Consider the following 25,377-nt stretch of genomic DNA (forward strand, 5'->3'; position numbering starts at 1 on the left):
CGGCCTCGCGGACAGTGCCTGCTTCTCCAGTTTTCGGTGCGTGCGCGGCGCGCGCCGGATAAGCCTCGCTTCTTCCGGCCGGCTCCGAGCGAGCCGCGGGCGCCGTAAGAACTGGCCTTTCCGCATGACCTGACGCCAGCCCGGTTCCCACCGGAACGAAAACGCGCGCCCGCCTCTTCGGCGGACGCGCGCACTCCTGTTCGGGCCGGATCGGTCAGCAGACCGACATGACCTTTTCGCGCTCTTCTTTCGCGTCGAAGCGGTCGAGCATCATCACCTTGTGCCACGCCTTCACGAAGTCGCGCACCAGCCGCTCGTTGCCGTCATTCGCGCCATAGACCTCGGCCACCTGCCGCAGTTGCGCGTTGGCGCCGAACACCAGGTCGCAGCGTGTGGCGGTAAAGGCGGTCTCGCCGGATGCCCGGGCCTTGAGGTTGAACATCATCTCGCGGTCGTCGTGCGGCTCCCACTCGTATTCGGGCGAGGTCAGGACCTGGAAGAAATCGTTCGACAGGACGCCGGGGCGATCGGTGAAAAGGCCGTGCTTCGAGCCGTCCCAGTTCTGGTCCAGAACCTTCATGCCACCCGACAGAGCCGTCCACTCGGGCGCCGTCAGCTTCAGCAGCATTGCGCGGTCGAGGAAGATTTGCTCCGGCGCGACGTTATAGCCGACCTGCTCGTTGTGGTAATTGCGGAAGCCGTCCGAGACGGGCTTGAGCCATTCGAAGGTCTCGTCCGTCCACTCCTGGCTCGCGTCCATGCGGCCGGGGACGAAGGGCACCTCGACATCGATACCGCCATCCTTCGCCGCCTTCTCGACCGCGGCGCAGCCGGCCAGCACGATCAGGTCGGCCATCGAGATACGCTTGCCGCCCGAGGCGCTGCCGTTGAATTTCGACTGGATCGTCTCCAGCGCGTCGAGCACCTTGGACAACTCGGCGGGCCGGTTCACCTCCCAGCCATTCTGGGGCCAGAGGCGCACGCGCGCACCGTTCGCGCCACCGCGCTTGTCGCTGTCACGATAGTTCGCGGCCGAGGACCACGCCGCCGACACCAGCGCCGGCACGCCGAGCCCAGTGTCGAGGCATTTCCGCTTGAGCGCCTCGATGTCCGAGGCGTCGACGACCGGGTGGTCCAGCGCCGGGATCGGATCCTGCCACGGCAGGTCCTCGGAGGCGACCTCGGGGCCCATGTAGCGGACCTTGGGGCCCATGTCGCGGTGGGTCAGCTTGTACCAGGCCCGCGCGAAGGCATCCGAGAAGTAGTCGAAGTCGTTCAGGAATTTCTCGCAGATCGCGCGGTAGGCCGGGTCTTCCTTCAGCGCGATGTCCGAGGTCATCATCATGAGTTCGTTCATCTGACCGTCCACATGCGCGTCCGGCGTCTTGGGGGCCTCGGGATCCTTGGGCTTCCACTGCACCGCGCCTGCGGCGCTCTCGGTCTTCTCCCACTCGAACGCGAAGAGGTTGGTGAGGTAGTCGTTGTCCCAGCGCGTCGGCTCCGGCGTCCACGAGCCCTCGATGCCGTTGGTCATGGTGTATTGGGCAAAGCCCGGACCTTCGGGATTCTTCCAGCCCATACCCATGGCGCTCATCGGAGCGCCTTCGGGGGCGGGACCGATCTTGTCCGGCGTGACCATGCCGTGGGACTTGCCGAAGGCGTGACCGCCGGCAATCAGGGCCACGGTCTCCTCGTCGTTCATCGCCATTCGAGCGAAAGTCTCGCGGATATCGCGGGCCGAGTCGATCGGGTTGCCGTTGCCGTTCGGGCCCTCGGGATCGACGTAGATCAGCGACTGGTGCGACGCGGCGAGCGGGTTCTCGAGGTCGTAATAGTCCTCCTCGACGTCACCCTCCCAGCGGATGTCACGGGTGACCATCTGGTTCGGGTGGCCCTCCAGCGGCCCCGACGGGGCCTCGCTCGGACGCTTCCCGTTCCAGCCCTCGGGACCCCAGTAGGTGGCCCGGTCGGCCTCCCACGCGTCGATGCGCCCGGCGCCGTAGCCGAAGGTTTTGAGCCCCATGATCTCGAGCGCGACGTTGCCGGTCAGAACCATGAGATCCGCCCACGAGATGCCCTCACCGTATTTCTGCTTGATCGGCCAGAGCAGGCGACGCGACTTGTCGGTGTTGCCGTTGTCCCACCACGAGTTGATCGGCGCGAAGCGCTGCATCCCCTGCCCGGCGCCGCCGCGGCCGTCGGCGATGCGGTAGGTGCCGGCGGAGTGCCAGGCCATGCGGATCATCTGCGGGCCGTAATGCCCGTAGTCCGACGGCCACCAGTCCACCGACGAGGTCAGGAACGACCGGATGTCGGCCTTGAGCGCGTCGTAGTCGATCTTGGAGAACGCCTCGGCGTAGTCGTGGTGCGCGCCGAACGGATTGGCCTGCACGGGGTCCTGGTGCAGTAGCTCGACCTTGAGCCTGTTCGGCCACCAGTGGTCGAGCTGCGGTTCGGATCCCGTGGCTCCGCCGATGCGCGTGCCGCGGAACGGGCAGGCGCCCTGCGTCGCTGCGTGTTCGTCCTTCATGGAAATGCTCCTTCGCCGAAGAGGTCGCGTGGCGCGGAAGGGTCCAAGCTGAGGGGGGGGCCGCGCCCGTTGCACGCCGGAACATGGCGCGCTGATCGCCCCCGGCCACCGTGGCGCCGGAGAAACCCGCCCCCGCGACGGACCGCCGCGGCTTGCATACGCGGCTCGCTCGCGGCATGACGAGGGCAGCGCGGTCCCTTAGCTCAACTGGATAGAGCAGCTGACTTCTAATCAGCAGGTTTGGGGTTCGAGTCCTCAAGGGATCGCCAGACACCGCGCCTGCGCCCCGTTCCCCTGCCCCGCCAGCCCTTGAACCCGGCGCCTCCGCGCTCAAGTGTGGAGGGCGATCCGAGGAGCCCCACCGATGCACAACAACCGCCCCGATGCCATGCCAGCCCTGACGCACGCCCCCGCGGGCGACGTGCGGCAGCGCGAGAAGCTGGAGGGCGGCAAGACGTTCGTCATGCACACCGAATATGCCCCGGCGGGCGACCAGCCGACGGCGATCAAGGAGTTGGCCGAACAGGTGCGCGCCGGCGAGCGCAACCAGGTGCTGCTGGGCGCGACGGGCACCGGCAAGACGTTCACCATGGCCAAGGTGATCGAGGAGACGCAGCGACCGGCGATCATCCTCGCTCCGAACAAGACGCTGGCGGCCCAACTCTACGGGGAGTTCAAGCAGTTCTTCCCGGAGAACGCCGTCGAGTACTTCGTCAGCTACTACGACTACTACCAGCCCGAGGCGTACGTCCCGCGCTCGGACACGTATATCGAGAAGGAATCACAGATCAACGAGCAGATCGACCGGATGCGCCACTCGGCCACCCGGGCCCTGCTCGAACGCGACGACGTGGTGATCGTGGCCTCGGTCTCGTGCATCTACGGCATCGGCTCGGTCGAAACCTACGGCGCGATGACGCTCGATCTGTTCGTCGGGCGCGAATACGACCAGCGCGCGGTCATGGCCGACCTCGTGGCCCAGCAGTACCGCCGCAACGACCAGGCCTTCCAGCGCGGCTCGTTCCGTGTCCGCGGCGACGTGCTCGAGGTCTGGCCCGCCCACCTCGAGGACCGCGCCTGGCGCTTCAGCTTCTTCGGCGAAGAACTGGAGGCGATCACCGAATTCGATCCGCTGACCGGCCAGAAGACCGGCGATTTCGAACGCATCCGCATCTACGCCAACTCGCACTACGTCACGCCGCGTCCGACGCTCAAGCAGGCGGTGGAGAAGATCAAGAAGGAGCTGCGCCAGCGGCTCGACCAGCTCGTCGGCGAAGGCAAGCTGCTGGAGGCCCAGCGGCTCGAGCAGCGCACCAATTTCGACATCGAGATGCTGGAGGCCACCGGCGTCTGCAACGGCATCGAGAACTACTCGCGTTACCTCACCGGCCGTGCCCCGGGCGAGCCGCCCCCGACCCTGTTCGAGTTCATCCCCGACGATGCCATCGTCTTTGCCGACGAAAGCCACGTCAGCGTGCCGCAGATCGGCGGGATGTATCGCGGCGACTACCGGCGCAAGTTCACGCTGGCCGAGCACGGTTTCCGCCTGCCGTCGTGCATGGACAACCGTCCGCTCAAGTTCGAGGAATGGGACGCCATGCGCCCGCAGTCGATCTTCGTGTCGGCCACCCCGGCCGACTGGGAGCTCGACCAGTCCGGCGGCGTCTTCACCGAGCAGGTCATCCGCCCCACCGGCCTCCTCGACCCGCAGGTCGAGATCCGGCCCGTGGAGACGCAGGTCGACGACCTCCTCGACGAGATCCGCAGGGTCAGCCAGGCGGGCTACCGGACGCTTGCCACGGTGCTGACCAAGCGCATGGCCGAGGACCTGACCGAATACCTGCACGAGCAGGGTATTCGCGTGCGCTACATGCACTCGGACATCGACACGATCGAGCGGATCGAGATCCTGCGCGACCTGCGTCTCGGTGCCTTCGACGTGCTGGTGGGCATCAACCTCCTGCGCGAGGGGCTCGACATTCCCGAATGCGGCCTGGTGGCCATCCTCGACGCGGACAAGGAAGGCTTCCTGCGGTCCGAGACCTCGCTGATCCAGACCATCGGCCGCGCCGCGCGGAACGCCGAGGGCCGGGTCATCATGTACGCCGACCGCGTCACCGGCTCGATGGAGCGGGCGATGAACGAGACCGAGCGCCGCCGCGAGAAGCAGATCGCTTACAACGAGGAACACGGCATCACGCCGGCCACAATCAAGAAGAACGTCGAGGATATCCTCGCGGGCCTCTACCAGGGCGACGTGGACATGAACCGGGTGACCGCCAAGATCGACGACAAGCGGCAGGGGTCGAACATGCAGGCCGTTCTGGAGGGCCTGCGCGAGGACATGCGCAAGGCCGCCGAGAACCTCGAATTCGAGGAAGCCGCCCGTCTGCGCGACGAGGTCAAGCGACTGGAAGCGGTGGACCTCGCCGTCGCCGACGACCCGCTCGCGCGGCAGCAGGCGGTCGACAAGGCGTCCGCCGAGGCCACCAAGTCCAAGGGCCGGTCGACAGCGGGACGGCCGGGACAAAGAGGCGGCAACGTGCAGCGGAAAAAGAAAGGGTGACTTTTTGGCCGAGTATCACTCCTTTGAAGAGGGATCGCATTTCATAAGTTGCCTACTGCTTGCCGACCAACAATTGCGCCAAGGCATCAAAGACGAAACGAACGTGCGATGGATTGTGATTTCACTACACGATGCGTTATACGCCCTGCTTATTGAGAAGCTCACTCGCACGGACGGCTTCGGCGCTTTCACCAAAGAATTTGAGGAAAAGGCCTATTCAAACTACAATGCAGGCCGCAGTTCGAAGTCCCCAGAATTCATTGAGCTCTTAGAGTCTCAAGCCTCCGCACGTGTAGCTGGGATCGGTGCGTTGCTCGATAGAGCTAATCTTCAGTCCGGCGCGATCATTCCAAAGTGCGACGCCCACGCCCACAAGAGCCCTAACCGCGGCTTAGGTTTCATGAAGGAAATGAGAAACTATTTCGCCCACCCCAGACCTGGTTCTTCCAGTTTCTCGGTCGGCTATGTAATTACTGCCTGTATAGATACGATCGATACAATTCGTGAGCTTGAAGGGATAAAAGGCAAGAGAAGCAGCCGCCACGATGCGCGTGAAGCAAGAATTCTCATCGAGTCGATTGAGTATTATGTCCGGCGATGGAGTTCGATCGCGAGCAGCTAGCTGACGGATTATCTTTTTGTTTCTCCGTCCAAAATATAGCCAACCCTCAACGACATATCTCCTGTGGGAACGCGACACCTCGCCGCAGCGTTATGAGGATAAGCTGATACGCACCCTCATCTCGGAGACCACGTCATGGAATATGGCCTTTTCGGACTGATCGTCCTGATCCTCGACATCTACGCGATCTACCAGACCCTCACCTCGTCGGCCTCGACGCTGGCCAAGATCGTCTGGACCCTCGCGATCCTCATCCTGCCGGTCCTTGGCTTCATTGCCTGGCTGCTGTTCGGACCGCGTGGTGGCAAGACCGCCCACGTCTGATCGAGGGCGAGAAACCCGAACGACGACGGGCGGCCCCGAAGGGCCGCCCGTTTTCCATGGGTTGCCCGTTCAGCGCACCACGTGGATGGCGCAGGGCGCGTGTCGCACCACCCGTCCGGCGGTGGAGCCGAGGAACCAGTCCTGGATCCCCGGCTTGTGCGAGCGCACGACAACGAGGTCGAAGCCCTCGTCGCCCGCGATCTCGACGATCTTCGAGGCCGGCGAGCCGTTCACCGCGCGCACCTTCACATCGGGCATCTCGGCAAACGCCTGTTCGAGCTGTTGCTCCATCTCGTGCGAGGCCTTCTCGTAGACCGTCGCCGGCACTTCGGCAGCGACGTAGAGCGGGATCGTCTCGACCACGCAAAGCGCGTGGATCTCGGCCCCCTCGTCGGCCAGCGCTCGGGCCGGAGCGATACTGTCTTCGAGTGCCTCGATGTGATCGGGAGCGATTGGAATCAAAATCTTCTTGTACATGGCGCACCTCCTAACCCGCTTCTGGCAGAGCCACGGAAGGTGCGCCTTGATCCATGTCAGAACGCGCCCACAGGATCAGCCGCAACGCACCTCGATGATGGTGCCGTCGTCGTCCGTCACGATGTTGAGCCGTGTCGCGCGGTAGTCCATCGTCACCGGGTCGCCCTTCGCGTAGGTGCGCGCGTCAAGGTCGGCCGGCAGCGTGACCGCGGCGAGCGGACGCCCGATCAGCGACTGGTAGCCCGACGCGCCGCAGGCGTCCGGACCGGGGGCCTCGGGCCGGGGCGCGGGCATGTCGGTGCACGCGGTCAGCGCCACCAGCCCCGCTGCGAAGAGCCCAAGACGCCGCCTCCCCGTCGCCGCTTCGTGAACGCCCCGCCCACTGGCGGGGTCGACGGCGCGCCCCCGCGCGGTAAGGTGGGGAAAAATCGGATCTCTTGCCATGCGTGCCCTTCCCATTCTCGGCCTCCTTCTGCTTGCGGCCTGCGCCACTCCTCTGGAACGCTGCGTCTCGCAGGCGAGATCCAGCCTCACCGCCGCGGAGACCGAGTTGCGCGATCTCGAACGCACGATCGCCCGTGGCTATGCCATCGAGTACCGCGTCCGGACCTACCCGGTCTATACGACCTGCCGCGGCTACAAGGGCACGATTCACCCGTGCTGGCGCGACCGCGTCCAGCGTGTGCCGCGCCGGGTGAACGTGAACATGGACGAGGTGCGCCGCCGCGCGGCCGATCTGCGGGCCCGGATCCCGGCCCTGAGCGCCTCGGCCGATCGCGGGGCCGGACAGTGTCGCGCCACTTACGCCCAGATCGCCGCGCAGGAGGGCTGATCGCGCGCAGGACCGGTGCGCCGCCCACCTTAGGCCGAATTGACATTGCCGCACCCCGTGCGCTCCTCTCCTGCGGACGTGCAGGAGAGACCGATGACAGACGCCACCGACCCCCGCGCCCTCGCCCGTGCCCTTTACGACGCCGCGGTGCGCGCTGCCGATCCGGGCCGCGCGCTCGAAGCCGCTCTCGCGGGGCATCCCCTGCCCCGGCCCGAAGGACGGACCTACGTGATCGGCATCGGCAAGGCCGCACCGCGCATGGTCGCGACGCTTCTGCCGCACATCGACGGTCCCTGCCGCGCGCTTGCCGTCACGCACCACGAAAACCGCGCGGAGGTGCCGGGCGCCCGTGTTCTGCGCGCCGGTCACCCGGTGCCGGACGAGGCGGGCGCCGCGGCGGCGCGCGAGGTGATGGCGATGCTCGATCAGGCCGGGCCGGACGACGCGGTGATCGCGCTGATCTCTGGCGGCGGCTCGGCGCTGGTGCCCGCGCCGGTGCCGCCCCTGACGCTTGCCGACAAGAAGGCCGTCAACGAGGCGCTGCTGGCGGGCGGCCTCGACATCGTTGCGATGAACCTCGTTCGGCAGCAGTTGTCCGAGTTGAAGGGCGGCGGCTTCCTGCGCCACGCCGCACCCGCGTCCGTCAGCGCCTACATCCTGTCGGACGTGATCGGAGACGACCTGCGGGCGGTGGCGTCCGGCCCGACAGTCGGCCCGGTCGGCACCGCGGAGGACGCCTGCGCGACCTTGAAGAAGGCGGGTCTCTGGGATCGCATCCCCGCGGCCGCACGCCGCCGACTGACCGATGCGCCCCCGCCCGAACCGCTGCCGGAGGCCACGAACGTACTCATAGGATCGAACCGGCACGCGCTCGATGCCATGGCAGCCACCGCCGAAGAGGCTGGCCTGTCCACGCGGGTGGTGAACGATGCGCTGGTCGGCGACGTGGCCGACGCGGCGGCGGAAATCCTCGACTCATTCGACGCCCCCGAGGGCCCCGGCGTGCTGTTGTTCGGCGGGGAGACCACGGTGACGATCCGAGGCGATGGCCGGGGTGGCCGGAACCAGGAACTGGCGCTGCGGGTCGCCATGGGCGCCCGCGCTCCGGGTCGTCGCTGGGCGTTCCTGTCGGGTGGCACGGACGGCCGCGACGGCCCCACGGACGCCGCCGGCGGGATCGTGGATGCGGGCACCGCGGGCCGCATCTCCGAAGCCGGAGGCGACGCTGCGGCCCTTCTCGCGAACAATGACAGCTACCGGGCGCTCGACCTCGCCGGAGACCTTCTGAAGGTGGAGGCCACCGGCACGAACGTGGCGGACGTGCAGGCTCTGGTTCTGCTCTAGGCCGGGCGGCGCGGGCAGAGCAGGACCCGTCACGTCACCCCGCAACCGGATGCCCCCAAGCGCGCGCCGGATCGCAGAGCCGAAACCGGGACTGGGCAGCTCAACCTTGAAGCATAGGTCCATCCCGCCCGGTCTGGAATTCTGCGGATTCGGGCAGACCGTATCCGGATGAACCTGAAGTGCGATCGGGCACAGTCGTTTGGCCACGAGCACCGAGCGGGCCGATTTAACCCTCGCACTGGAAACACACGTGCCGCCAGACCTCTCCTGCCAGCAGAGCGGCGGGACCAATGCCTGCGCTAGTCGCGGCGCCCGTCGAAGGCTTGCAGCGTGACGCCGGCAGCCGTCAGGCGGTCGCGCACGGTCCGCGCGATCTCCAGCGCAGTCTTGCCGTCGCCGTGAAGGCAGATCGTGTCGATGGCCGCGGGGATCTGCTTGCCCGAGCGCGCGATGATTGCGTCGGCCTGCACCATTTCGACAACGCGGGCGGCGGCCTCTTCTGGGTCGTGGATCACTGCGCCCTCCCTCGACCGGTCCACCAGCGTGGCGTCGTCCTCGTAGGCTCTGTCTGCGAAGATCTCGCCCGCCCAGAGACAGCCCAGCGATCGGGCGGCGGCCTCCTGCGCGGTGCCGGCAAGCACCATGACGATCAGGTCCGGATCGACCGACAGCGCCGCCTCGTATGCCACACGGGCCATCGCCTCGTTCTCGGCGGCCATGTTCGCCATGGCGCCGTGCAGCTTGACGTGCCGCACCCTCCCGCCAGCCGCGCGGGCCATGCCCACGGACGCCGCCACCTGGTAGCGGACGAGGTTTCCGAGCGACGCGTCAGGCACATGCATCCTGCGGCGGCCGAAGCCCTGCAGATCGGAGAAACCGGGATGCGCTCCGATGCCGACGTTATGGCGCGCGGCCAGCGTCATGGTCTCTGCCATCACGTCGGGGTCGCCGGCATGGGCGCCGCAGGCGATGTTCGCCGAGGTTATGACTTCGAGAAGGGCCGCGTCGTTGCCCATCGGCCAGGGGCCGAAGCTTTCGCCCATATCCGCGTTCAAATCCACGCGTGCCATGTCGCCTCCGTTCGTGTGTGCGAGGGTCAGATATCGTCGCCGCGGGTGACGCCGCCGACGAGGTTGTAGGACAGCAGATCGGCCATGTCGGCCGGGTCGCGCACCAGCGTCGTGATCCGCTTCGGTAGCGCCGCGCGGGCCTCGGCCGCCTTTGCCTCTGCCCCGCGGCCCTCCTCTGCCGTCACGAAGCGGAAGCGCAACGGCGCGCCGGGCTGGGCCTGTGCCACGCGCGCGACGTCCGAGTGGATAACCGTGCCGATGCGGGGGTAGCCGCCCGTAGTCTGGGATTCGGCCAGCAGGACGACCGGAACGCCGTCGCCGGTCACCTGGATGTCCCCGGGCACGATGACCTCGGAGACGACGCTGAGCCCGCCCTCGACACCGAAGCCGTCGCCCTCGAACCGCATCCGCGCGCTCATGCGGTTGGCGCGCGGGTCCTTCTCGAAGGCCGTCCGCACCAGACGGTCGCGCGTTTCCTCGGGAAAGAAATCGGTCTGAACACTGGGCACGACCCGCACTTCGCCGCCCGAGAACCGGTCGTCGGCAGGCAGTGTCCGGCCCGTCGGCCCGCCGGGGTCCTCACCCACCGGCAATTCGGTGCCCGCGTCCAGCGCCGCACCGAGGCCGCCTGCAAGATGCGCCGACCGCGCGCCGAGGATCACCGGAACGTCGATCCCGCCGCCCACGTGCAGATACCCGTAGGTGCCGCGCCGCGCCGCCCCGATCTCGAGACGCGAACCGGCCGGCATGTCGTGGCTGCCGGGCCAGGTCAGCGCCTTTCCGTCGAGGCTCGCCGTCATGGGCGCACCGGTAAACGCGATGCGGATGTCGGCGGTCGCCTCGAACACGCCCCCGGCGCCCGCCATCTCGAGCGCGGCCAGCCAGGAATCCTGCCCCAGAAGCGCCGCCCCCTCATAGAGCGCCAACCGGTCGGCCGCGCCGCCACGCGACAGCCCGAAGGCGACATAGCCCGTCCGGCCGAGGTCCTGCACGGTGACCTGCGGACCGGCGCGCACGATCTTCAGCCGCGCACTCACGCGATGTCCTCCCACTCGGCGCCGCCGTCGGGGCCGTCCGGCAGATCGTCGAAGGCGTTTTCCGAGATCGAGGCAAAGGTCACCTCGTCTCCGGGGCGCAGCACGAAGGGCGTGTCCGCCTCGGGCCGGAACAATTGCAATCGTGTCTGACCCACGTGCCGCCATCCGGTCGGGCTCGCCTGCGCGAAGAGGACGAGTTGGCGCACCGCGACCACCAGCGCCGCGGCAGGCACCTGCGCAAGGTCGGTCAGGCGCGGGATGTCCCATTCTTCGCCCAGCGTGCCCAGATAGGGCTGCCCAGGCGCGAAGCCGATGGCCGTCACCCGCAGGCGCGCCGACGAGAGGGACGTTACCGCGTCGGCCTCGCTCAGACCCGCGGCTTCGGCCGCGGCGGCAAGCTGTGGCGCGCGATCCGTGCCGTAAAGGGTTGGCACCCGCACCAGACGCCGACCCGAGGGCAGCGCGGCCTCGGTCCAGTCGCGGCTGTCCATGAGCGTAGCCGCACGGGCCTGCACGGCATCCGGGTCGGCGCCCGGGGCGAAGCGCACGAAGGTCGAGACCAGAGAGGTCGCGGTCTCGGCCACACCGTCCACGCCCTCGGCATCGAAGGCCGCCCGGTATGCCAGTGCCGCGCGATTCGCAGGCTCGCTCAGGATGTCGCCGAAGCGGACGATCAGGCCGTCCAGTCCGGCGGGAACGATGCGGGGCAGAGTGGCGGTCATGGGCGCAGGAAACCCCCGGGCGCAAGCAGGCGCAAGGGGTCATCTGGGCCCCGCTGGCGTGTCGGCGGCCGCGTTCATCGATCTCCCTTGAAACGAAAAAAGCGCCCAAGACAATGCTTGGGCGCCAGGTACGGAACGAGGGACAGTGAAGGGTTCGCAAGGGTTCCGATCTTGCGACCTGATAGGGATATGGGCGGCAAAGCCACAGTTGGAAGCCCCCTCAACGTTTCGTGATGATTTTCCCTTGACCTTTGGGATGTGATCAGGCAGCGGCCGCGTCTTCTACGTCCGAGAGCATTTGCCAAACACGCATCGGAGTGAACGGGATGTCTGCCTGTCGGACGCCGCGATCCCAGAGCGCGTCCTGCACCGCGTTCGCCGTGGCCGCGATGGCGCCGACCGTTCCGGCCTCACCGCAGCCCTTCATGCCAAGCTGGTTCGCGGTCGAGGGCACCGGCTCGGTCTCGAAGGCAATCATCGGCAGGTTGTCGGCGCGCGGCATGGCATAGTCCATGAAGCTCGCGGTCAGGAGTTGGCCGTCCTCGTCGTATACCACCCTTTCGAACAATGCCTGTCCCACGCCCTGCGCGACGCCCCCATGGACTTGCCCCTCGACCAGGAGCGGGTTCACGAGGTTCCCGAAATCATCGACGATGGCGTAGCGGTCCAGCGTGACCTGCCCGGTCTCCGGGTCGATCTCGACCTCAGCCACGTGTGCGCCGTTGGGAAAAGAGCGCGCTGGCAGCGTCGCGGTGGAGGTGTGCACCAGCAGGTCCTCTCGACCCGCCTCGCGGGCCATGGCAGCGGCCTCGATCATCGTCGGCGACACGTTCGACCCCTCGGCCCGGAAACGTTCGTCGTCCCATGCGATGGCCTCTGGCGCGACGCCCATCTCGGGAGCGAGGAAGGCGCGGAACTTCTCGACGATCTCGGACACCGCGACCAGGGTCACGTTGGCCTGCACCGTGACCGAGCGCGAACCGCCGGTGCCCCCGCCGCTGGCGATCAGGTCGCTGTCGCCCTGCACGACCTGAATTTTGTCGACCGGGATTCCGGACTGGTCGGCGAGAAACTGGGCAAACACGGTCTCGTGGCCTTGTCCGTTGGACTGGGTGCCGACGAAGATCATGGCACCGTCGTCCACGAACTCGATCCGCACGTCCTCGTTCGGAGCGCCCAGGATCGACTCGATGTAGTAGCAGATGCCCTGCCCGCGCAGCTTGCCACGCGCCTCGGACTCGGACCGGCGCGCGGCGAACCCGTCGGCATTGGCGGCCCGGGCCGCGTGGTCCAGCACCCGCGCGAAGTCGCCGACGTCGTAGGTTTCGCCCGACACGGTGTCATAGGGAAACTGCGCCGGCTTGATGAAGTTGATGCGCCGCAGCTCCCAGGGATCGACGCCCAGCTCGCGCGCGGCGCGGTCCATCATCCGCTCGAGCAGGTAGTTCGCCTCGGGCCGGCCCGCCCCGCGATAAGCGTCGACCTGCACGGTGTTGGTCACGATGCCCTCTGTCCGCAGGTAGGCCGTGGGGATGTCGTAAACGCCGGTCAGCACGCGCGAGAAGAGCTGGCTCTGCATCAGCGGCCCGAAGCCCGACAGGTAGGCCCCGAGGTTCGAACGCGTGTGTACCCGGTAGCCGAGAATGCGGTTGTCGGCATCGAAGGCCAGTTCGGCGTCCGAGACGAGGTCGCGGCCCTGGTTGTCCGACAGCATCGCCTCGCCCCGGTCCGAGAACCAGCGCACCGGACGTTCGAGCACGCGCGCGGCATGGGCCACGGCGAAGTATTCCGGATATGGCATCGTCTTGGTCCCGAAGCCGCCGCCCACGTCAGGCGTGGTGACGTGCACCGCCTCGGCATCTAGGTTCAGCACATCCGACATAAGCGATTTCAGCCCCCAGACGCCCTGGCCTGAGAAACCCACGTGCAGGCGCGCGCCATCCCAGTGGGCATGACAGCCTCGGCCTTCCATGGTGTTCGAGATAATGCGGCTGTTTTCGACGGTCAGCCGAACCGTGCGCGCGGCATTGGCAAAGGCCGAGTCGGTCGCGTCCGCGTCACCCAGCCCGAAATCGAAGATGCGGTTGTTCTCGAAGCTATCGAACAACGGCTCGCCTCCGGCCTCCAGCGCCATGTGCGCGGGACGGTCATCGAGGTCGAGTTCCACCAGTTCGGCCGCGTCCATGGCCGCTTGCCGGCTTTCGGCAACGATCACCGCAACGGGCTCACCGACGAAGCGCACACGGCCCTCGGCCAGCAGCGGCCGGCGCGGCGGCTCGGACTTGGTGCCATCGCGGTTCGGCACCATGACCGTCGGCAGGCCCTTGGTGATACCTGCGGCATGGTAATCCTCGGCGGTCAGGACCAGTGCCACGCCTTCCGCCGCGCGCGCTTCGGACACGTCGAGCCCGGTGATGTCGGCGTGAGCCACGGGCGAACGGACCACATGGGCGAAAAGTGCGCCTTCGGGCGCGTCGTCATCGATGTAGTTGCCGCCTCCGGTCAGAAAGCGGACGTCCTCGCGCCGGGTTACGGGCTGGCTCTTGCCGAACGTGTCCATGGCATTCCTCCGGGGGATGGTGGCTGGCGTCAGAGCCGGACCATAGGGACCCCCGGCGCGGTGTCAAAGCGACGCCCGCGCAACGCCGCCCGCCACCGGGCGGGCAGCCCGGTCAGGCGCTTACCCGGCGGGCGTCGAGAGTGTCACCACGTCGCGGGCGCCATACCCGTTGAACCCTGTAACCAGCGCCCCCGCGTAGGCTCCCATGCCCGGCACCACCAGCCAGTCGCCTTCGCAGAGGTCCTCGGGCAGGGACAGCGTGGTTGGCAGCCGGTCGACGCTATCGCAGGTGGGGCCGAATACGATGCGCTCCCGCGCTGTCCCCGACCGAGGCTTGCCGTCCGGGCCGTGCACGCCGATGCGCCCAGGCGCCGGCAGGTCACGCCATTCCCCCAAAGCGCCGTAGACCCCGTCGTTGAGGAAGACGGTGTCGTCCTCGGCCGCTTTCACCCGCAGCGCCAGCGTCACCGCGTCTGCCACGAGCGCGCGGCCGGGCTCGCAGACCAGCGCCGGAGGCGTGTCGAAGGCCGCGGCGGTGGCCTCGGCGATGGCGCGGAAGATCGCCTCGAGGTCCGGTGCCGCGGCGTCGCGCCGCGAGGGAAAGCCCCCGCCGACGTTCAGCCGGTGAAGCGTCACGCCCGCGGCGCGTGCCACGTCGGCGGCGACATGGATATAGCGCGCCCAGGCCGCTCCGTCGGGGCATTGGGTGCCGGGATGGAAGGTCAGCGAAGGTGTGAAACCGCGTGCAGCGACGGCCCGCAGCAGCTCCGCCGCTGCGGCGGGCTCAGCCCCGAACTTGGAGCCGAAATCATAGGCGGCGCCGGGGACCGGCAGCTTGAGGCGAACGGCGATCTCGGTACCCTCGGGCAGCCCGTCGAGCTTGCGAAGCTCGCCCGGCCGGTCGACCGACCAGGAGCGCGCGCCATGGCGCAGGCCTTCGGCAATCTCCGCGGTCGAGCGGATCGGATTGTGATAGTGTAGCACGGCCCCCGGCGCGATCCCCCGCACCAGCGTCATCTCGGCCGGCGAGGCCACGTCGAACGCCGCCAGACCGGCGGCGGCCAGCGTCTCGACCACTTCCGGGGCCGGGTTGGCCTTGACCGCGTAGGTCACCTCGCCCGGAAAACCGGCGCGGAACCGGGCCGCCGCAGCGTGAAGGGCGGCCGGCTCGAAATAAAGCACGGGACGGTCGGGCGCGCGGCGTACGAGGTCGGCCACCGGATCGGCGGGCGCGGGACGGGTGTGGGACATGGGCCTCTCCTGCTCGGTCTTTTTCTCAGGGTGGGGCGCAGCCCTGTCGAAGTCGCTCGTCACTTCTGGCAGGATGACTCAAAGTGCGGTCAGGATGACGACATGACGCTTCAGATCGACGATACCGACGCCGCCCTGCTGAACGCGCTCCGCGAAAACGCGCGCGCGCCAGTCGCGGCGCTGGCCCGAAAACTCGGGATCGCGCGGACCACCGTTCAGGCGCGGATCGACCGGCTCGAGGCGCAGGGTGCCATCGCCGGATACACGCTGAAACCCGGCGCCAAACTGTCACCCGCTCTCCGCGCGACCGTGCTGGTGTCGGTCGAACCCAGGGCCGGCGCCTCCGTCCTCGCCCGGCTCAAGGCGCTGCCCGGCATCGTCGCGGCACACACGATCAGCGGGCGGGTGGACCTGATCGTCGAGGTCACGGCCTCCACGACCGAGGATCTGGATCGCACGCTCGACCGGATCGGCGAGGAGTCAGGCGTGAAGAGCTCGGAAAGCCTCATCCACCTCTCGACCAAGATCGATCGGCGCTGAGCCGCCGTCCGGACGCGCCGCCGCACGCCAGCCTTGTCCGAGTCGCTGACCCGGCCGAGCCTGAGCATAGCCGCGGGCAAGCGCTCCCATCGTCACCGCGACGTCCTCTATCTCTGTCCAATCTGTCGGTCGGGCGAAGGCGCAGCGTGCGTCCGACGCGACGACGCCGATGATCCGGATCGACGGAGCCGCCAGGGGTGACGTCAACGCCTCAGCTGGCGGTGTCGTCGTCCTCTATGCCGTAGGTCTGGAAGAGCTTGCCCTGAAAGATGAAGAACAGGAACAGCGCCGCCGTCAGACCGAAGGTCTTGAAGTAGACCCAAGCCTCGGTCGACATCGTGCGCCACACCAGTTCGTTGGCCAGCGCCAGCGCGAAGAAGAACGCCGTCACACGCCGGGTCAGGATCATCCAGCCCTCGTCGCGGAGCGGCACCATGCTTTCCATGACGAGCCGCAGATAGCTTTTGCCTTGCAGCAGTCCCGCGCCCAGCACGCCACCGAAGATCAGGTAGATCAGGGTCGGTTTCATCTTGAAGAAGCGCTCGTCGTTGAGCCACACCGACAGCCCGCCGAAAACCACGATCAGCACGACCGTCACGACCTGCATCCGGCTCAGGTGCCCGGTCAGCCACCAGAGCGCGCCAGTCGCCGCGACCATCACCGGAATGAACATGGCCGTCACCACGATGAAGCCGTCATAATCCGTGCCCGCGATGGTGAAAGTGCGGTCCTTGAGCCAGAGATAGGCAACGAAAAACGCCAGCACCGGCCCCAGCTCGAGCGCGGTCTTCAGTTTCGGATCGGGTTTGCTTTCGGACATGCGAACTCCTTGGGGGTCAGCCCCCGAACTCAACGATCACCGCGCCCACGGCAATCAGCGTCATCAGGGCGATGCGGCGCGGGCCCACGGTTTCCTTAAGGGCAAGCCAGCCGATCAACGCGGCGAACACCGTCGACGTCTCGCGCAGCACGGCCGCCTCGCCCACCTTGTCGAGGCGCGTCGCCATCATGATCGAGCCGAAGCTGAAGAAGGCCACGAAGCCCCCCGTCACCCCGCGCCGGATGAGCGCCGCACAGTCGTCGACGGCGGCGAAGCCCTTGCGATGGAAGATCATCACCAGCGGCGCGAACCCCAGCCCGTCGATGGTGAAGAACCACGCGAGGAAGGTGAAGGGGTTCGCGGCCGACCGGATGCCGAAGGCGTCGTAGGTTGTATAAAGCGCGACCAGAAGGCCGGTCGCCACGGCGAAGGCCAGCGCAGGCCCGAGCGTCGCGCGCTCGGTCTCGAGGAAAAGGTAGTTGTAGACGGCGAGGCCGAAGATCCCCGACATCAGCACCAGCACGCCCACCCACTGCAGCGGGCCGAAAGTCTCGCCGAAGAAAAGGTAGGCGCCGATTACCGCGAAGAACGGACCCGTGCCGCGCACGACGGGGTAGACCACGGTGTAGGCGCCGCGGGTATAGGCCAGTCCCTGAAGCACCTTGTAGGTGACGTGGATGGCGAAGGCGTCGGCGAAGATCGGCCACATGTGCGACTCGGGCCACGGCACGACGAACAGCGCGAAGGGCAGCGCCATGAGCCCGTAGCTCAGGTCGATGGCCCCGCGCGACACCCACGGATCGTGCCGCCCCTTCTGGAGCGCGCCGAACACGGCGTGAAGGAAAGCGGCCGTCAGCGCCAGGATCAGCGCAAGCGTGTGCCCGGCCTCGGTCCCTTCGAGAGAGAGCAGCCAGTCGGTCAAGCCGCTGTCTGCCCACCGCGGATGCGGCTCACATGACGTTTTTGTGACAGCGCACGGAAACGCCGGGCCATGCCGGGCGTTTGGTACCCACCTACGCAATCAGAACCCACAGGCACACCCATGCTCGACATCGTTCGGGACGAACTGCTGACCACCTTCACCGCAACGCCGCTCTCCGTCGCCACGCTGCGGCTGGTCGCGGCGGCCGCGCTCGGCGCGATCATCGGCTGGGAACGCGAAGCCCATGACAAGCCGGCAGGTCTGCGGACGCACATCCTGATCTCGATCGCGGCGTGTCTTTTTACGCTGATCGCCTTCGACCTGATGGCGCTGGACGAGATGGCCGAGGACGGCGCGCTGCGCGTCGACCCGATACGCGTGATCGAGGCCGTTACGGCGGGCGTGGCCTTCCTCGCCGCAGGCTCGATCATCACCCAGGGCGCGCGCGTCCGCGGGCTGACCACCGGCGCGGGCATGTGGATGGCCGGTGCAGTCGGGCTGTCGTGCGGAACCGGGAATGTGCCGCTCGCCGCTTTGGCGACCGGCCTTGCGCTTGTCGTCATGTGGATCCTGCGCAAGGTCGTGCCGGAGAGCGGGGGCGAATACCGCTGACGCGAGCGGCCGACATCATGAGACCGACAGCTCCATGCCGGTGCGAATTTCGAAACCCAGCTTCTTGTAGAGTGCGAAGGCGCCCGGCTCGGCAATCAGGTTGACGTGACACGAGGCCGGCAGCTCAGCCTTGGACCAGTCGATCAGGCGCTGCAGGATCTCGGTGCCGAGCCCCTGCCCCCGGAACTCGGGGTCCACGGCGATGTCCACGACCTGTGCAAAGCAGCCGCGGTCTCCGACGAGCCGTCCCATGCCGACCAGCCGCGCGCGCTCGCGCACCGTCACGACGTGCAGGGAGTTGCGCAGCCCCTCGGCCGCGGCAGAGGGGGCACGCCGCTCCATACCCGTGATGCGGCGCAACTCGATGTATTCGCCGACCGCAGGCGCTTCGTCAGACCACGACAGGCTCACTGTTCGAGCCCCGTCAGCGCAGCGGCGAACTCCTCGGGGTCGAACGGCGCGAGGTCGTCGAGCTGCTCTCCCACCCCGATGGCGTGGATCGGCAGCCCGAACTTGTCGGCGAGCGCCACCAGCACGCCACCCTTGGCCGTGCCGTCAAGCTTGGTCATCACGAGGCCGGTGACATCCGCAAGCTTCTGGAAGGTTTCGACCTGGCTCAGAGCGTTCTGGCCCGTGGTCGCGTCGAGGACCAGCAACGTGTTGTGCGGTGCGTCGGGGTCCTTCTTGCGCAGGACGCGGACGATCTTCGCCAGCTCCTCCATCAGGTCCTGCCGGTTCTGGAGCCGCCCGGCCGTGTCGATCATCAACAGATCCGCACCATCGGCCTGTGCCTTGCCGAAGGCGTCGAAGGCCAGCGAGGCCGGGTCCGATCCCTCTGGTGCGGTCAGCACCGGTACCCCGGCGCGGTCGCCCCAGACCTGCAACTGCTCGACCGCCGCGGCGCGGAACGTATCGCCCGCGGCGATCACGACCTTCTTGCCCGACTGCTGGAACTGACTTGCCAGCTTTCCGATGGTCGTCGTCTTGCCGGAGCCGTTCACGCCCACGACCAGCACCACCTGCGGCTTTGTCTTGTAGAGCGGCAGCGGCTTGGCCACGGGCTCCATGATGCGCGCGATCTCCTCGGACAGGAGTTCCTTGATCTCCTGCGTCGAAACCCTGCGGCCGTAGCGGCCCTCGGCCATGTTGCCCGCGACACGCAGCGCGGTGTCCACGCCCATGTCGGCCGAGATCAGCAGCTCTTCGAGGCTCTCGACCATCTCGTCGTCAAGGACCCGGCGCACCACCGGCGCTTCGGACGGGCCGCGCCCGAAAAGGCGCCCGAACAAGCCGGTATTGCGGTTCTCTTCCGGCGCGTCCGAGGGCACCTCGGCGGGCGGCTGGGGGGCGTCTGGCACCTCGGCCGGGGGAATTTCCATGGGCGTCAACGGCACCGTCTCGGAGGGGCGCTGCGGCGCGGGATCCTCGGGGACCGGATCGACCGGAGCCGGTCCCTCGGGGCCGGGCTCGGGCGGCAAGTCGGGCGCAGGATCGCCCGGCACCGGAGCCTCTTCCGGCGCGCCGGGCGGTGTCTCGATCGGAGCATCGGGAGCCGTCGGCGTCGGCTCGACCGGCGGCGTCGCGTCCGGGCTGCCCGGCGCGGGATCGACCGGCGGATCGTCGGGTTGCGGCGCGGGCGGAGTGTCCGGCGCGTCCGGCTCGGCGCTGCCGCCCTCTTCGACGATCGCGTCCAGCCCCTCCTCGAGCTTCGAGGACGAGCGGAAGAGACGGGTCTTGAGCTTGCCGAAAAAGGACATGGGGGCGGGCCTCCGTGAATTCAGCCACCGCCCTCACCTAATCGGGAAGCGCGTCGGGGAAAAGGCCCGTTGACGGACCGGGCGGGCCGGCCTCTATGCTCCGGCCATGATCCGCGCCCTGCTCCTTGCCGCCGTGCTGGCCCTCGTGACCGCCCTGCCCGGCCCCGCGACCGCGGCGCCGCCCGAGCCCGGCACGCAATGTTCCACCGGCAAATGGAACCACGTGCAGTGCATCCGGCCGTCCTACTTCGTCCACGACACCTGCCAGGCGCTGGAATTCTTCGCGCGCGAGAACGACCTCGACCCCGGATTCTTCACGCGGCTGATCTGGCAGGAAAGCCGCTTCGACCCCAATGCCGTGTCCCCCGCGGACGCACGCGGCATCGCGCAGTTCATCGACTCCACGGCGCTACTGCGCGGCCTTCAGGACAGCCACAATCCTGCCGAGGCGCTGGAGCATTCGGCTCACTACCTGGGCGAGATGACCCGGCGCTACGGCAACCAGGGCCTTGCTGCGGTGGGTTACAACGGCGGCGAACGCCGCGCCGAGGGACTGATTGCGGGCACCGCCGGGCTGGCGCAGGAAACGGTGGATTACGTGCAGATCATCACCGGTCTCTGGGCCGAGGACTGGCGCGACGAGCCGCCCGAGGATCACGATTTCCGCCTGCAGGGCGACGTGCCGTTCCAGGAGGCCTGCCGCGACCTCGCCCGGAACCGGACGCTGACCGCCTATCCGCCGCTGACGCCGCCCTACAAACCTTACGGCGTCCAGGTGGCATTCGGAACGTCGGAATCGCGCGCCCGTTCGCAGGCCCAGACCCGCACCGCCTCGTGCCGGTCGCAGACCGAGGGCGTGCAACTCGACATCATCCGGGTGCGCAACCGCGTGTCAGGGCGCAAGCCCTATTACATGGCCCGCTACGGCCGCGACAGCGCACAGGCCGCGCATCGGCTTTGCTCGGCGCTGCGCAGCGCAGGATGCATCTGCGCGGTCTACAAGAACGACTGACCCGCCCCTCGCGCCCGCATAACGCGATCGTGCGAGACCGGGAGGCCCACAAGCGTTCCCGTATCCGCGGTTGCGATTGTAGGCTGTGCCCGACGCGCGGGGTGCGCCCGGCGCCCAGCCAGAGGAGTGACCTCTCATGCAGACGCCTTTCTACACCCGTCGTTCCTTTCTCGTCAGCGCGGGTCTGGCGAGCGTAGCCGTCCTTGCGGGTGGTTCGTTCTCGTCACGGGCCTTTGCCCAAAGTGGCCTCGCGCCGACGCAGAGCATGCGCGGGGGCAGCAACAACTATCGCCCCAACGCGCCGATGGTCGAGAAGCTCGGAAACGGATTCTGGGTCCACGGCACCGTACGCCGCGCCGGCGACGGTGCGCCGCTGAAAAACGTCCGCATCCAGATCTGGGCCGCCACCACGCTCGGCGGCGAACGTGCTCCGCAAAACCACGGCAGCGTTCTGACCGGCCCCGACGGGGCCTTCCGGCTGGAGACGGCGCAGATCGTGCCGAATTTCGGCCAGCCGCACGCGCACCTCGCTTACGACGACGCGGATTTTCAGACCGTTTTCCTGCGGCCCGTGATGCCCAGCCCCGAGGACACCTCGGTCCGGGCGGACTTCGTGCTGGCCCCGGCCTGATCCGCGCCCGCGATGATCGAACGACGCCCCCGCCTGCGGGTCGCCGCCGCATGGAGTGCCTTGATCCTCGCCATGATGGTCCCGGTGGCTCTGGCTGCATTCAGTCCCTGGCTGGCCTATCGCGGACCAGCTTACATCATCGGCGGCTTCGCAGGTATCGTCGGTCTGGCGCTGTTGCTGGCGCAACCCCTTCTGGCGGCGGGGCTCCTGCCTGGAGCGCGGCCGGCGGTCGAGAGGCGATGGCATCGGTGGCTCGGCTGGGCGATCCTCACCGCAATCGCGATCCACGTGGGCGGGCTCTGGATCACCAGTCCGCCTGACACGGTCGATGCGCTGCTGTTCGTGGCGCCGACGACGTTCTCGATCTACGGGGTGACCGCGATGTGGGCCGGGATCGTGACCGCGGTCCTCGTCGCCGCGCGGCGGCGCATGGGCCTGCGCTACGGCACTTGGCGGCTGGTACACAACGCGGTGGCACTGGTGGTGGTCATCGGCACCGTCGTCCACGCGGTTCAAATCCAGGGCGCGATGGAGCCTGTGTCGAAGTGGGCGCTCTGCGCGGCGGTTCTCGCCGCCGCGCTGATCACCGTGCTCGGGCTGCGGGTGGTGGCGCCGCTCGTGCGGCGCGCCCGCGGTTAGGCGCTCAGGCCACGGCCTTCTCGAGATCCTGCATGGCAGTGAGGAAGGTCCGCACCTCGTCGAGCGTGTTGTAGTGGCAGAGCGACACGCGCACCGCCGCGTCCAGACCAAGCGGCGTCAGGACGTTCCCCGAGTAGTGATCCGCCTTGCGTGTGTGCACCCGGATGCCCGCCGCATCCAGCGCCGAGACGAGGTCGACCGCGGGACGCTCGGCATGGGCAAAGGTCACCAGCCCCTCGCGCGCGGGGTTGTCCTCTCCGCCGATGACGGTCACGCCCTCGATCTGCGCGAGGCCCGGCAGGTTGCCGATACCGTGCAGCATCGCGTCGGTGAGCGACGCCTCGTGGGCATGGATCGCTTCCGCGGCGGCCTCGATCCGGTCGCGGCGATCCTCGGCGTGCGACACTTGCGCGCCCAGCCACTCGAAATAGGCCACCACGTCCGACATCGTGGCATACGCACCGGTGTCTCGGGTGCCGAGTTCCCAGTTGCCTTCCGGGCCACCGGCCAATGCGTCATGTTCGAGTGCGGTGAGACGGTCCGAGGCCCAGGCTATGCCATAACCGTGGCGCGAGAACACCTTGTAGGGCGAGATCGCGTAGCCGTCGACGTTCAGCCCCGCGATGTCGATATGTCCGTGGCAGGCGTGCTGGATGCCATCCACGATAATGAGAGCCTCCGGCGCGACGGCACGGATCGCTTTCACGATCCCACCCACGTCCATCGCCATGCCGGTCACGGGCGACGTGTGCAGGATCGTCGCGACCCGAACGTCGGGCGTGACGTGCTCGGCGTAGGCCTCTGGCGTGACGAGGCCAAGCGCGTCATCGTGCGGGATGAGTACATGCTCGCGGCCCGACACTCCGGCCCAGCGCGCGGCGGCCGACCGCGAGGCGGGATGCTCCACCGTCGAGCCGAGAACGATTCCACCCTCGGGCGCGCCGAGGCAGGCGTCTCGCAGCATCCGGAACAGCAGTTCGGTGCCGCTCTCGCCCACGAAGATCTTGCCGTCCGGCGCGTTCAGCAGCACCCGCATGTCACCCTTCGCGCGGTCGATCACGCTCACCAGCGCGTGGCTCGCGGCATTGGCACGGCCCTGGTTGTCGGGAATCGCGGCGAAGGTGGCGGTGGTCTCGACAACCGATTTCAGCGTCAATGCGCCACCGGCGTTCTCGAAGAAAACGCGCGGCCCGGCGAAGGGGCACGTCTCCACGTGGGTGAAGCGGTCGCGGATGGCGGCCATGAGGGCGGGGTCGGTATCGAGCGGGCTCAATGCGGTTTCTCCTGTCGCTCGGCCGCGCGCGCGGCCTGGTCCATGGCTTCTTCCACGTCCTCGGGATCCGTCGAGGGCACGGCGTAGCCTCCGTTCATCCACCGCGCGAGATCCACGTCCGCGCACCGCTTCGAACAGAACGGTCGAAACGCCGGATCGGTCAGGTTCTGGCAGATCGGACAGCTCATCGGCGGGCCTCTCTCAGGATGTCGGCGAGAGCCGGACGGTCGCGCTTGCGCTGAAGCTCGATGTTGCCCATTGGCGTCCACCCGGCAAAGACGGTCTCCACCGTGTCGGTCTTGAGCGCGGCGCGCAAGACGGCCTCGATCTGCTTGCGCTCCTTCTTCGGGATCGGGGCGGGGTCGACCGTGACCAGCCCGCCAAGACCGCGCAGGCGCAGTTGTCGTGGCAATTCGCGAAGCGCCGCGATGGTCGCCTTGAGCCCCGCGGCCGGTGAGGTCTCGCCACCGGTGTTCACGTCCACCGCCACCAGCGCGCGGGTCAGTTCGACCGCCATGGAGCCCGAAGACAACGGCACATGCGCGGCCTTGAGGTCTTCGATCGCGTCCCAGACCCCAAGACGTTCGAACGCATCCGGACCCTGATCCACACTCGCCGGCATGGTCCACTCGCGCCACGCGCGGGCATGGGCGCCGTCGCCCTCGACCAGCACTTCCGGCCCACCGGGGACGTCTGCCGTCACCGCTTGCGCCAGGGCGACCATCTCTCGGATGTCCTCGGCCACGGCATCCTCGTCGGCGCCGGCACAGGACGAGCGCAGGATCAGGCCGAAATCGCCTTCCATCACGTCATGCGCTATCTCCAGCAGCGCTTCACGCATGTCGTCGTCACGGATCTGGCGCGAGACATTGATGCCGGGCGCACCCGGCGTGACGATGGCGAAGCGGGATTTGAAGAGCACGCGATCTGTGACCGGCAATGCCTTGCCCGACTCCGCGTAGCCCGTGACCTGCAGCAAACGCGCTTCGCCCGGCGAGATGCCCTTGATCTGCCGCAGGTAGGCCGGCCCGTCTGGCGTGTCGAAGAAGATGCCGCCCTGCCCCTTCATCGGACGCCCCGCGACGCCGCGATAGATGGTCCCCGGCAGGGCTGTGTCGCCGTCGAGGAACAGGTCCTCGAGCCGGCCGTCCACGATCAGTGCCGCCGCCTCGCGGTCCGCGACTCGGTCGAGCGCGATGCTGGCGCCCTTCATGTCTGCCTCCAGACCGGCAGCCCCGCGGCCGCCAGAAGATGCGCGGTCTCGGCCAGCGGAAGGCCCACGACCGCGGTGAACGATCCCGAGATCCACGGCACCAGCGCCCCGGCGGGCCCCTGTATGCCGTAGCCCCCGGCCTTGCCATGCCAGTCGCCGGTGGCGAGGTAGCCGCGCATTTCCTCGGTCGAAAGCCGCTTCATGCGGACCTTCGTGACGACGTCACGCTCCCACATCCGGTCGCCGCGGCGCACCGCCACGGCGGTGACAACCTGATGACGCCGCCCGGACAAAGCGCGCAGAAACTCCGCGGCCTCCTCCTCGTCCGCAGGCTTGCCAAGAATGCGACGGCCGAGCGCGACGGTCGTGTCGGCGGACAGCACCACCTCGTCATCACCCTCCGTGTGGACGGCCTGTGCCTTTTCGCGTGCCATTCGGACGCAGTAGGGCCGCGGCAGCTCACCTTTGGCGGGAGACTCGTCGATATCGGGGGGCCGGATGTCGTGCGCATCCAGCCCGAGCTGAGCAATCAGCTCGCGCCGGCGCGGCGACCCGGATCCGAGGATAAGCTTCATACGTGGCCCCCGAACATGCGAACGGGGCCCGAAGGCCCCGGCGCGCCC

The 25,377-nt window shown here is 67.9% G+C and carries 26 protein-coding genes and 1 tRNA gene; 11 read left to right on the forward strand and 16 right to left on the reverse strand.

Going from position 1 to position 25,377, the window contains the following annotated elements; all coding sequences use genetic code 11:
* Window positions 1-214: 214 nt before the first annotated feature.
* On the reverse strand, window positions 215-2,530 hold the full coding sequence (katG, locus tag BMX29_RS16345) for a catalase/peroxidase HPI (RefSeq protein ID WP_092814951.1): 2,316 nt from the start codon (window positions 2,528-2,530) through the stop codon (window positions 215-217).
* 192 nt (window positions 2,531-2,722) lie between these two features.
* Between katG and BMX29_RS16350 the strand changes: the two genes are divergently transcribed.
* The 4 genes from BMX29_RS16350 (at window position 2,723) to BMX29_RS16360 (ending at window position 6,042) form a co-directional block, all read left to right on the forward strand.
* Window positions 2,723-2,799, forward strand: a tRNA-Arg gene (locus tag BMX29_RS16350).
* Window positions 2,800-2,894: 95 nt separating this feature from the next.
* Entirely contained in the window at window positions 2,895-5,096 is a 2,202-nt protein-coding gene (gene uvrB, locus BMX29_RS16355) for an excinuclease ABC subunit UvrB (RefSeq protein WP_092814954.1), read from the forward strand.
* 4 nt (window positions 5,097-5,100) lie between these two features.
* Window positions 5,101-5,718: a hypothetical protein gene (locus tag BMX29_RS18950; RefSeq protein WP_139197069.1), complete on the forward strand. Its 618-nt coding sequence runs from the start codon at window positions 5,101-5,103 to the stop codon at window positions 5,716-5,718.
* A gap of 135 nt (window positions 5,719-5,853) precedes the next feature.
* Window positions 5,854-6,042 carry a PLDc N-terminal domain-containing protein gene (locus BMX29_RS16360; RefSeq protein ID WP_092814957.1) on the forward strand — a complete coding sequence of 63 codons (189 nt, stop codon included), beginning with the start codon at window positions 5,854-5,856 and terminating at the stop codon, window positions 6,040-6,042.
* Window positions 6,043-6,111: 69 nt separating this feature from the next.
* Here the strand turns inward: BMX29_RS16360 and BMX29_RS16365 are convergent, their stop codons facing one another.
* Window positions 6,112-6,519: a universal stress protein gene (locus BMX29_RS16365; RefSeq protein WP_043846706.1), complete on the reverse strand. Its 408-nt coding sequence runs from the start codon at window positions 6,517-6,519 to the stop codon at window positions 6,112-6,114.
* A 75-nt stretch (window positions 6,520-6,594) separates the two neighbouring features.
* Window positions 6,595-6,963: an I78 family peptidase inhibitor gene (locus tag BMX29_RS16370; RefSeq protein WP_175471219.1), complete on the reverse strand. Its 369-nt coding sequence runs from the start codon at window positions 6,961-6,963 to the stop codon at window positions 6,595-6,597.
* On the opposite strand from BMX29_RS16370, the gene BMX29_RS16375 reads away from it, so the two are divergent.
* Together BMX29_RS16375 and BMX29_RS16380 are read left to right on the forward strand one after the other, a co-directional pair.
* The gene (locus tag BMX29_RS16375; protein WP_043846709.1) at window positions 6,962-7,351 is read left to right on the forward strand and encodes a hypothetical protein; all 390 of its coding nucleotides are present in this window, start codon (window positions 6,962-6,964) and stop codon (window positions 7,349-7,351) included. The two genes, BMX29_RS16370 and BMX29_RS16375, sit on opposite strands and share 2 nt — an antisense overlap.
* A gap of 93 nt (window positions 7,352-7,444) precedes the next feature.
* On the forward strand, window positions 7,445-8,695 hold the full coding sequence (locus BMX29_RS16380) for a glycerate kinase type-2 family protein (protein ID WP_092814963.1): 1,251 nt from the start codon (window positions 7,445-7,447) through the stop codon (window positions 8,693-8,695).
* A gap of 299 nt (window positions 8,696-8,994) precedes the next feature.
* Here the strand turns inward: BMX29_RS16380 and BMX29_RS16385 are convergent, their stop codons facing one another.
* The 5 genes from BMX29_RS16385 to BMX29_RS16405 form a co-directional block, all read right to left on the reverse strand.
* Window positions 8,995-9,765 (reverse strand): LamB/YcsF family protein, encoded by a 771-nt coding sequence (locus tag BMX29_RS16385; protein ID WP_092814966.1) that lies wholly within the window; start codon window positions 9,763-9,765, stop codon window positions 8,995-8,997.
* A 26-nt stretch (window positions 9,766-9,791) separates the two neighbouring features.
* Window positions 9,792-10,802, reverse strand: a complete 1,011-nt coding sequence (locus tag BMX29_RS16390) for a 5-oxoprolinase subunit C family protein (RefSeq protein ID WP_092814969.1) — start codon at window positions 10,800-10,802, stop codon at window positions 9,792-9,794.
* Window positions 10,799-11,524, reverse strand: coding sequence for a carboxyltransferase domain-containing protein (locus BMX29_RS16395; RefSeq protein WP_092814972.1), 726 nt, complete (start codon window positions 11,522-11,524; stop codon window positions 10,799-10,801). The genes BMX29_RS16390 and BMX29_RS16395 overlap by 4 nt, the downstream gene beginning before the upstream one ends.
* Before the next feature lie 262 nt (window positions 11,525-11,786).
* On the reverse strand, window positions 11,787-14,084 hold the full coding sequence (locus BMX29_RS16400; protein WP_092814975.1) for a xanthine dehydrogenase family protein molybdopterin-binding subunit: 2,298 nt from the start codon (window positions 14,082-14,084) through the stop codon (window positions 11,787-11,789).
* Between the two features lie 120 nt (window positions 14,085-14,204).
* Window positions 14,205-15,335 (reverse strand): type III PLP-dependent enzyme domain-containing protein, encoded by a 1,131-nt coding sequence (locus BMX29_RS16405; RefSeq protein ID WP_092814978.1) that lies wholly within the window; start codon window positions 15,333-15,335, stop codon window positions 14,205-14,207.
* Window positions 15,336-15,437: 102 nt separating this feature from the next.
* Here BMX29_RS16405 and BMX29_RS16410 point away from each other — a divergent pair, with 102 nt between their 5' ends.
* Window positions 15,438-15,875 carry an Lrp/AsnC family transcriptional regulator gene (locus BMX29_RS16410; protein WP_092814981.1) on the forward strand — a complete coding sequence of 146 codons (438 nt, stop codon included), beginning with the start codon at window positions 15,438-15,440 and terminating at the stop codon, window positions 15,873-15,875.
* Between the two features lie 211 nt (window positions 15,876-16,086).
* Here BMX29_RS16410 and BMX29_RS16415 read toward each other — a convergent pair whose 3' ends face one another.
* Both BMX29_RS16415 and BMX29_RS16420 read right to left on the reverse strand, forming a co-directional pair.
* Window positions 16,087-16,695, reverse strand: coding sequence for an inner membrane-spanning protein YciB (locus BMX29_RS16415; RefSeq protein WP_092814984.1), 609 nt, complete (start codon window positions 16,693-16,695; stop codon window positions 16,087-16,089).
* Window positions 16,696-16,711: 16 nt separating this feature from the next.
* Window positions 16,712-17,617: an EamA family transporter gene (locus BMX29_RS16420; RefSeq protein WP_092814987.1), complete on the reverse strand. Its 906-nt coding sequence runs from the start codon at window positions 17,615-17,617 to the stop codon at window positions 16,712-16,714.
* A gap of 120 nt (window positions 17,618-17,737) precedes the next feature.
* Here BMX29_RS16420 and BMX29_RS16425 point away from each other — a divergent pair, with 120 nt between their 5' ends.
* Window positions 17,738-18,229, forward strand: a complete 492-nt coding sequence (locus BMX29_RS16425) for an MgtC/SapB family protein (protein ID WP_043846722.1) — start codon at window positions 17,738-17,740, stop codon at window positions 18,227-18,229.
* A gap of 15 nt (window positions 18,230-18,244) precedes the next feature.
* Here the strand turns inward: BMX29_RS16425 and BMX29_RS16430 are convergent, their stop codons facing one another.
* Window positions 18,245-18,640: a GNAT family N-acetyltransferase gene (locus BMX29_RS16430; protein ID WP_043846723.1), complete on the reverse strand. Its 396-nt coding sequence runs from the start codon at window positions 18,638-18,640 to the stop codon at window positions 18,245-18,247.
* A complete protein-coding gene (gene ftsY / locus BMX29_RS16435; RefSeq protein ID WP_092814990.1) occupies window positions 18,637-19,986 on the reverse strand; it encodes a signal recognition particle-docking protein FtsY in 1,350 nt (449 codons plus the stop codon). Before ftsY ends, BMX29_RS16430 begins: the two co-directional genes overlap by 4 nt.
* 106 nt (window positions 19,987-20,092) lie before the next feature.
* Between ftsY and BMX29_RS16440 the strand changes: the two genes are divergently transcribed.
* The 3 genes from BMX29_RS16440 (at window position 20,093) to BMX29_RS16450 (ending at window position 22,268) form a co-directional block, all read left to right on the forward strand.
* Window positions 20,093-20,998 carry a lytic transglycosylase domain-containing protein gene (locus BMX29_RS16440; RefSeq protein ID WP_092814993.1) on the forward strand — a complete coding sequence of 302 codons (906 nt, stop codon included), beginning with the start codon at window positions 20,093-20,095 and terminating at the stop codon, window positions 20,996-20,998.
* Window positions 20,999-21,134: 136 nt separating this feature from the next.
* A complete protein-coding gene (locus BMX29_RS16445; protein WP_043846727.1) occupies window positions 21,135-21,629 on the forward strand; it encodes a peptidase associated/transthyretin-like domain-containing protein in 495 nt (164 codons plus the stop codon).
* Between the two features lie 12 nt (window positions 21,630-21,641).
* A complete protein-coding gene (locus BMX29_RS16450) occupies window positions 21,642-22,268 on the forward strand; it encodes a ferric reductase-like transmembrane domain-containing protein (protein WP_092814996.1) in 627 nt (208 codons plus the stop codon).
* A gap of 4 nt (window positions 22,269-22,272) precedes the next feature.
* On the opposite strand, the gene BMX29_RS16455 is transcribed toward BMX29_RS16450, so the two are convergent.
* Genes BMX29_RS16455 through BMX29_RS16470 form a run of 4 tightly spaced genes read right to left on the reverse strand, consistent with a single transcriptional unit; the run spans window position 22,273 to window position 25,329 of the window.
* Window positions 22,273-23,511, reverse strand: a complete 1,239-nt coding sequence (locus BMX29_RS16455) for an aminotransferase class V-fold PLP-dependent enzyme (RefSeq protein ID WP_092815097.1) — start codon at window positions 23,509-23,511, stop codon at window positions 22,273-22,275.
* Between the two features lie 26 nt (window positions 23,512-23,537).
* Entirely contained in the window at window positions 23,538-23,729 is a 192-nt protein-coding gene (locus BMX29_RS16460; protein WP_092814998.1) for a DNA gyrase inhibitor YacG, read from the reverse strand.
* Window positions 23,726-24,754, reverse strand: coding sequence for a ribonuclease E/G (locus BMX29_RS16465; RefSeq protein WP_092815000.1), 1,029 nt, complete (start codon window positions 24,752-24,754; stop codon window positions 23,726-23,728). The genes BMX29_RS16460 and BMX29_RS16465 overlap by 4 nt, the downstream gene beginning before the upstream one ends.
* Window positions 24,751-25,329 (reverse strand): Maf family protein, encoded by a 579-nt coding sequence (locus BMX29_RS16470; RefSeq protein ID WP_092815003.1) that lies wholly within the window; start codon window positions 25,327-25,329, stop codon window positions 24,751-24,753. Before BMX29_RS16470 ends, BMX29_RS16465 begins: the two co-directional genes overlap by 4 nt.
* Window positions 25,330-25,377: the final 48 nt, after the last annotated feature.

The sequence above is a fragment of the Roseivivax marinus genome (assembly GCF_900109705.1).
GTDB lineage: Bacteria > Pseudomonadota > Alphaproteobacteria > Rhodobacterales > Rhodobacteraceae > Roseivivax > Roseivivax marinus.

What these genes read in the sequence shown, in the direction of transcription:
- katG (WP_092814951.1), bottom strand. Translation starts at nt 2,530, where the DNA reads ATGAAGGACGAACACGCAGCGACGCAGGGCGCCTGCCCGTTCCGCGGC.
- uvrB (WP_092814954.1), top strand. Translation starts at nt 2,895, where the DNA reads ATGCACAACAACCGCCCCGATGCCATGCCAGCCCTGACGCACGCCCCC.
- BMX29_RS16360 (WP_092814957.1), top strand. Translation starts at nt 5,854, where the DNA reads ATGGAATATGGCCTTTTCGGACTGATCGTCCTGATCCTCGACATCTAC.
- BMX29_RS16365 (WP_043846706.1), bottom strand. Translation starts at nt 6,519, where the DNA reads ATGTACAAGAAGATTTTGATTCCAATCGCTCCCGATCACATCGAGGCA.
- BMX29_RS16375 (WP_043846709.1), top strand. Translation starts at nt 6,962, where the DNA reads ATGCGTGCCCTTCCCATTCTCGGCCTCCTTCTGCTTGCGGCCTGCGCC.
- BMX29_RS16370 (WP_175471219.1), bottom strand. Translation starts at nt 6,963, where the DNA reads ATGGCAAGAGATCCGATTTTTCCCCACCTTACCGCGCGGGGGCGCGCC.
- BMX29_RS16380 (WP_092814963.1), top strand. Translation starts at nt 7,445, where the DNA reads ATGACAGACGCCACCGACCCCCGCGCCCTCGCCCGTGCCCTTTACGAC.
- BMX29_RS16385 (WP_092814966.1), bottom strand. Translation starts at nt 9,765, where the DNA reads ATGGCACGCGTGGATTTGAACGCGGATATGGGCGAAAGCTTCGGCCCC.
- BMX29_RS16395 (WP_092814972.1), bottom strand. Translation starts at nt 11,524, where the DNA reads ATGACCGCCACTCTGCCCCGCATCGTTCCCGCCGGACTGGACGGCCTG.
- BMX29_RS16400 (WP_092814975.1), bottom strand. Translation starts at nt 14,084, where the DNA reads ATGGACACGTTCGGCAAGAGCCAGCCCGTAACCCGGCGCGAGGACGTC.
- BMX29_RS16405 (WP_092814978.1), bottom strand. Translation starts at nt 15,335, where the DNA reads ATGTCCCACACCCGTCCCGCGCCCGCCGATCCGGTGGCCGACCTCGTA.
- BMX29_RS16410 (WP_092814981.1), top strand. Translation starts at nt 15,438, where the DNA reads ATGACGCTTCAGATCGACGATACCGACGCCGCCCTGCTGAACGCGCTC.
- BMX29_RS16415 (WP_092814984.1), bottom strand. Translation starts at nt 16,695, where the DNA reads ATGTCCGAAAGCAAACCCGATCCGAAACTGAAGACCGCGCTCGAGCTG.
- BMX29_RS16425 (WP_043846722.1), top strand. Translation starts at nt 17,738, where the DNA reads ATGCTCGACATCGTTCGGGACGAACTGCTGACCACCTTCACCGCAACG.
- ftsY (WP_092814990.1), bottom strand. Translation starts at nt 19,986, where the DNA reads ATGTCCTTTTTCGGCAAGCTCAAGACCCGTCTCTTCCGCTCGTCCTCG.
- BMX29_RS16440 (WP_092814993.1), top strand. Translation starts at nt 20,093, where the DNA reads ATGATCCGCGCCCTGCTCCTTGCCGCCGTGCTGGCCCTCGTGACCGCC.
- BMX29_RS16445 (WP_043846727.1), top strand. Translation starts at nt 21,135, where the DNA reads ATGCAGACGCCTTTCTACACCCGTCGTTCCTTTCTCGTCAGCGCGGGT.
- BMX29_RS16450 (WP_092814996.1), top strand. Translation starts at nt 21,642, where the DNA reads ATGATCGAACGACGCCCCCGCCTGCGGGTCGCCGCCGCATGGAGTGCC.
- BMX29_RS16455 (WP_092815097.1), bottom strand. Translation starts at nt 23,511, where the DNA reads ATGGCCGCCATCCGCGACCGCTTCACCCACGTGGAGACGTGCCCCTTC.
- BMX29_RS16460 (WP_092814998.1), bottom strand. Translation starts at nt 23,729, where the DNA reads ATGAGCTGTCCGATCTGCCAGAACCTGACCGATCCGGCGTTTCGACCG.
- BMX29_RS16465 (WP_092815000.1), bottom strand. Translation starts at nt 24,754, where the DNA reads ATGAAGGGCGCCAGCATCGCGCTCGACCGAGTCGCGGACCGCGAGGCG.
- BMX29_RS16470 (WP_092815003.1), bottom strand. Translation starts at nt 25,329, where the DNA reads ATGAAGCTTATCCTCGGATCCGGGTCGCCGCGCCGGCGCGAGCTGATT.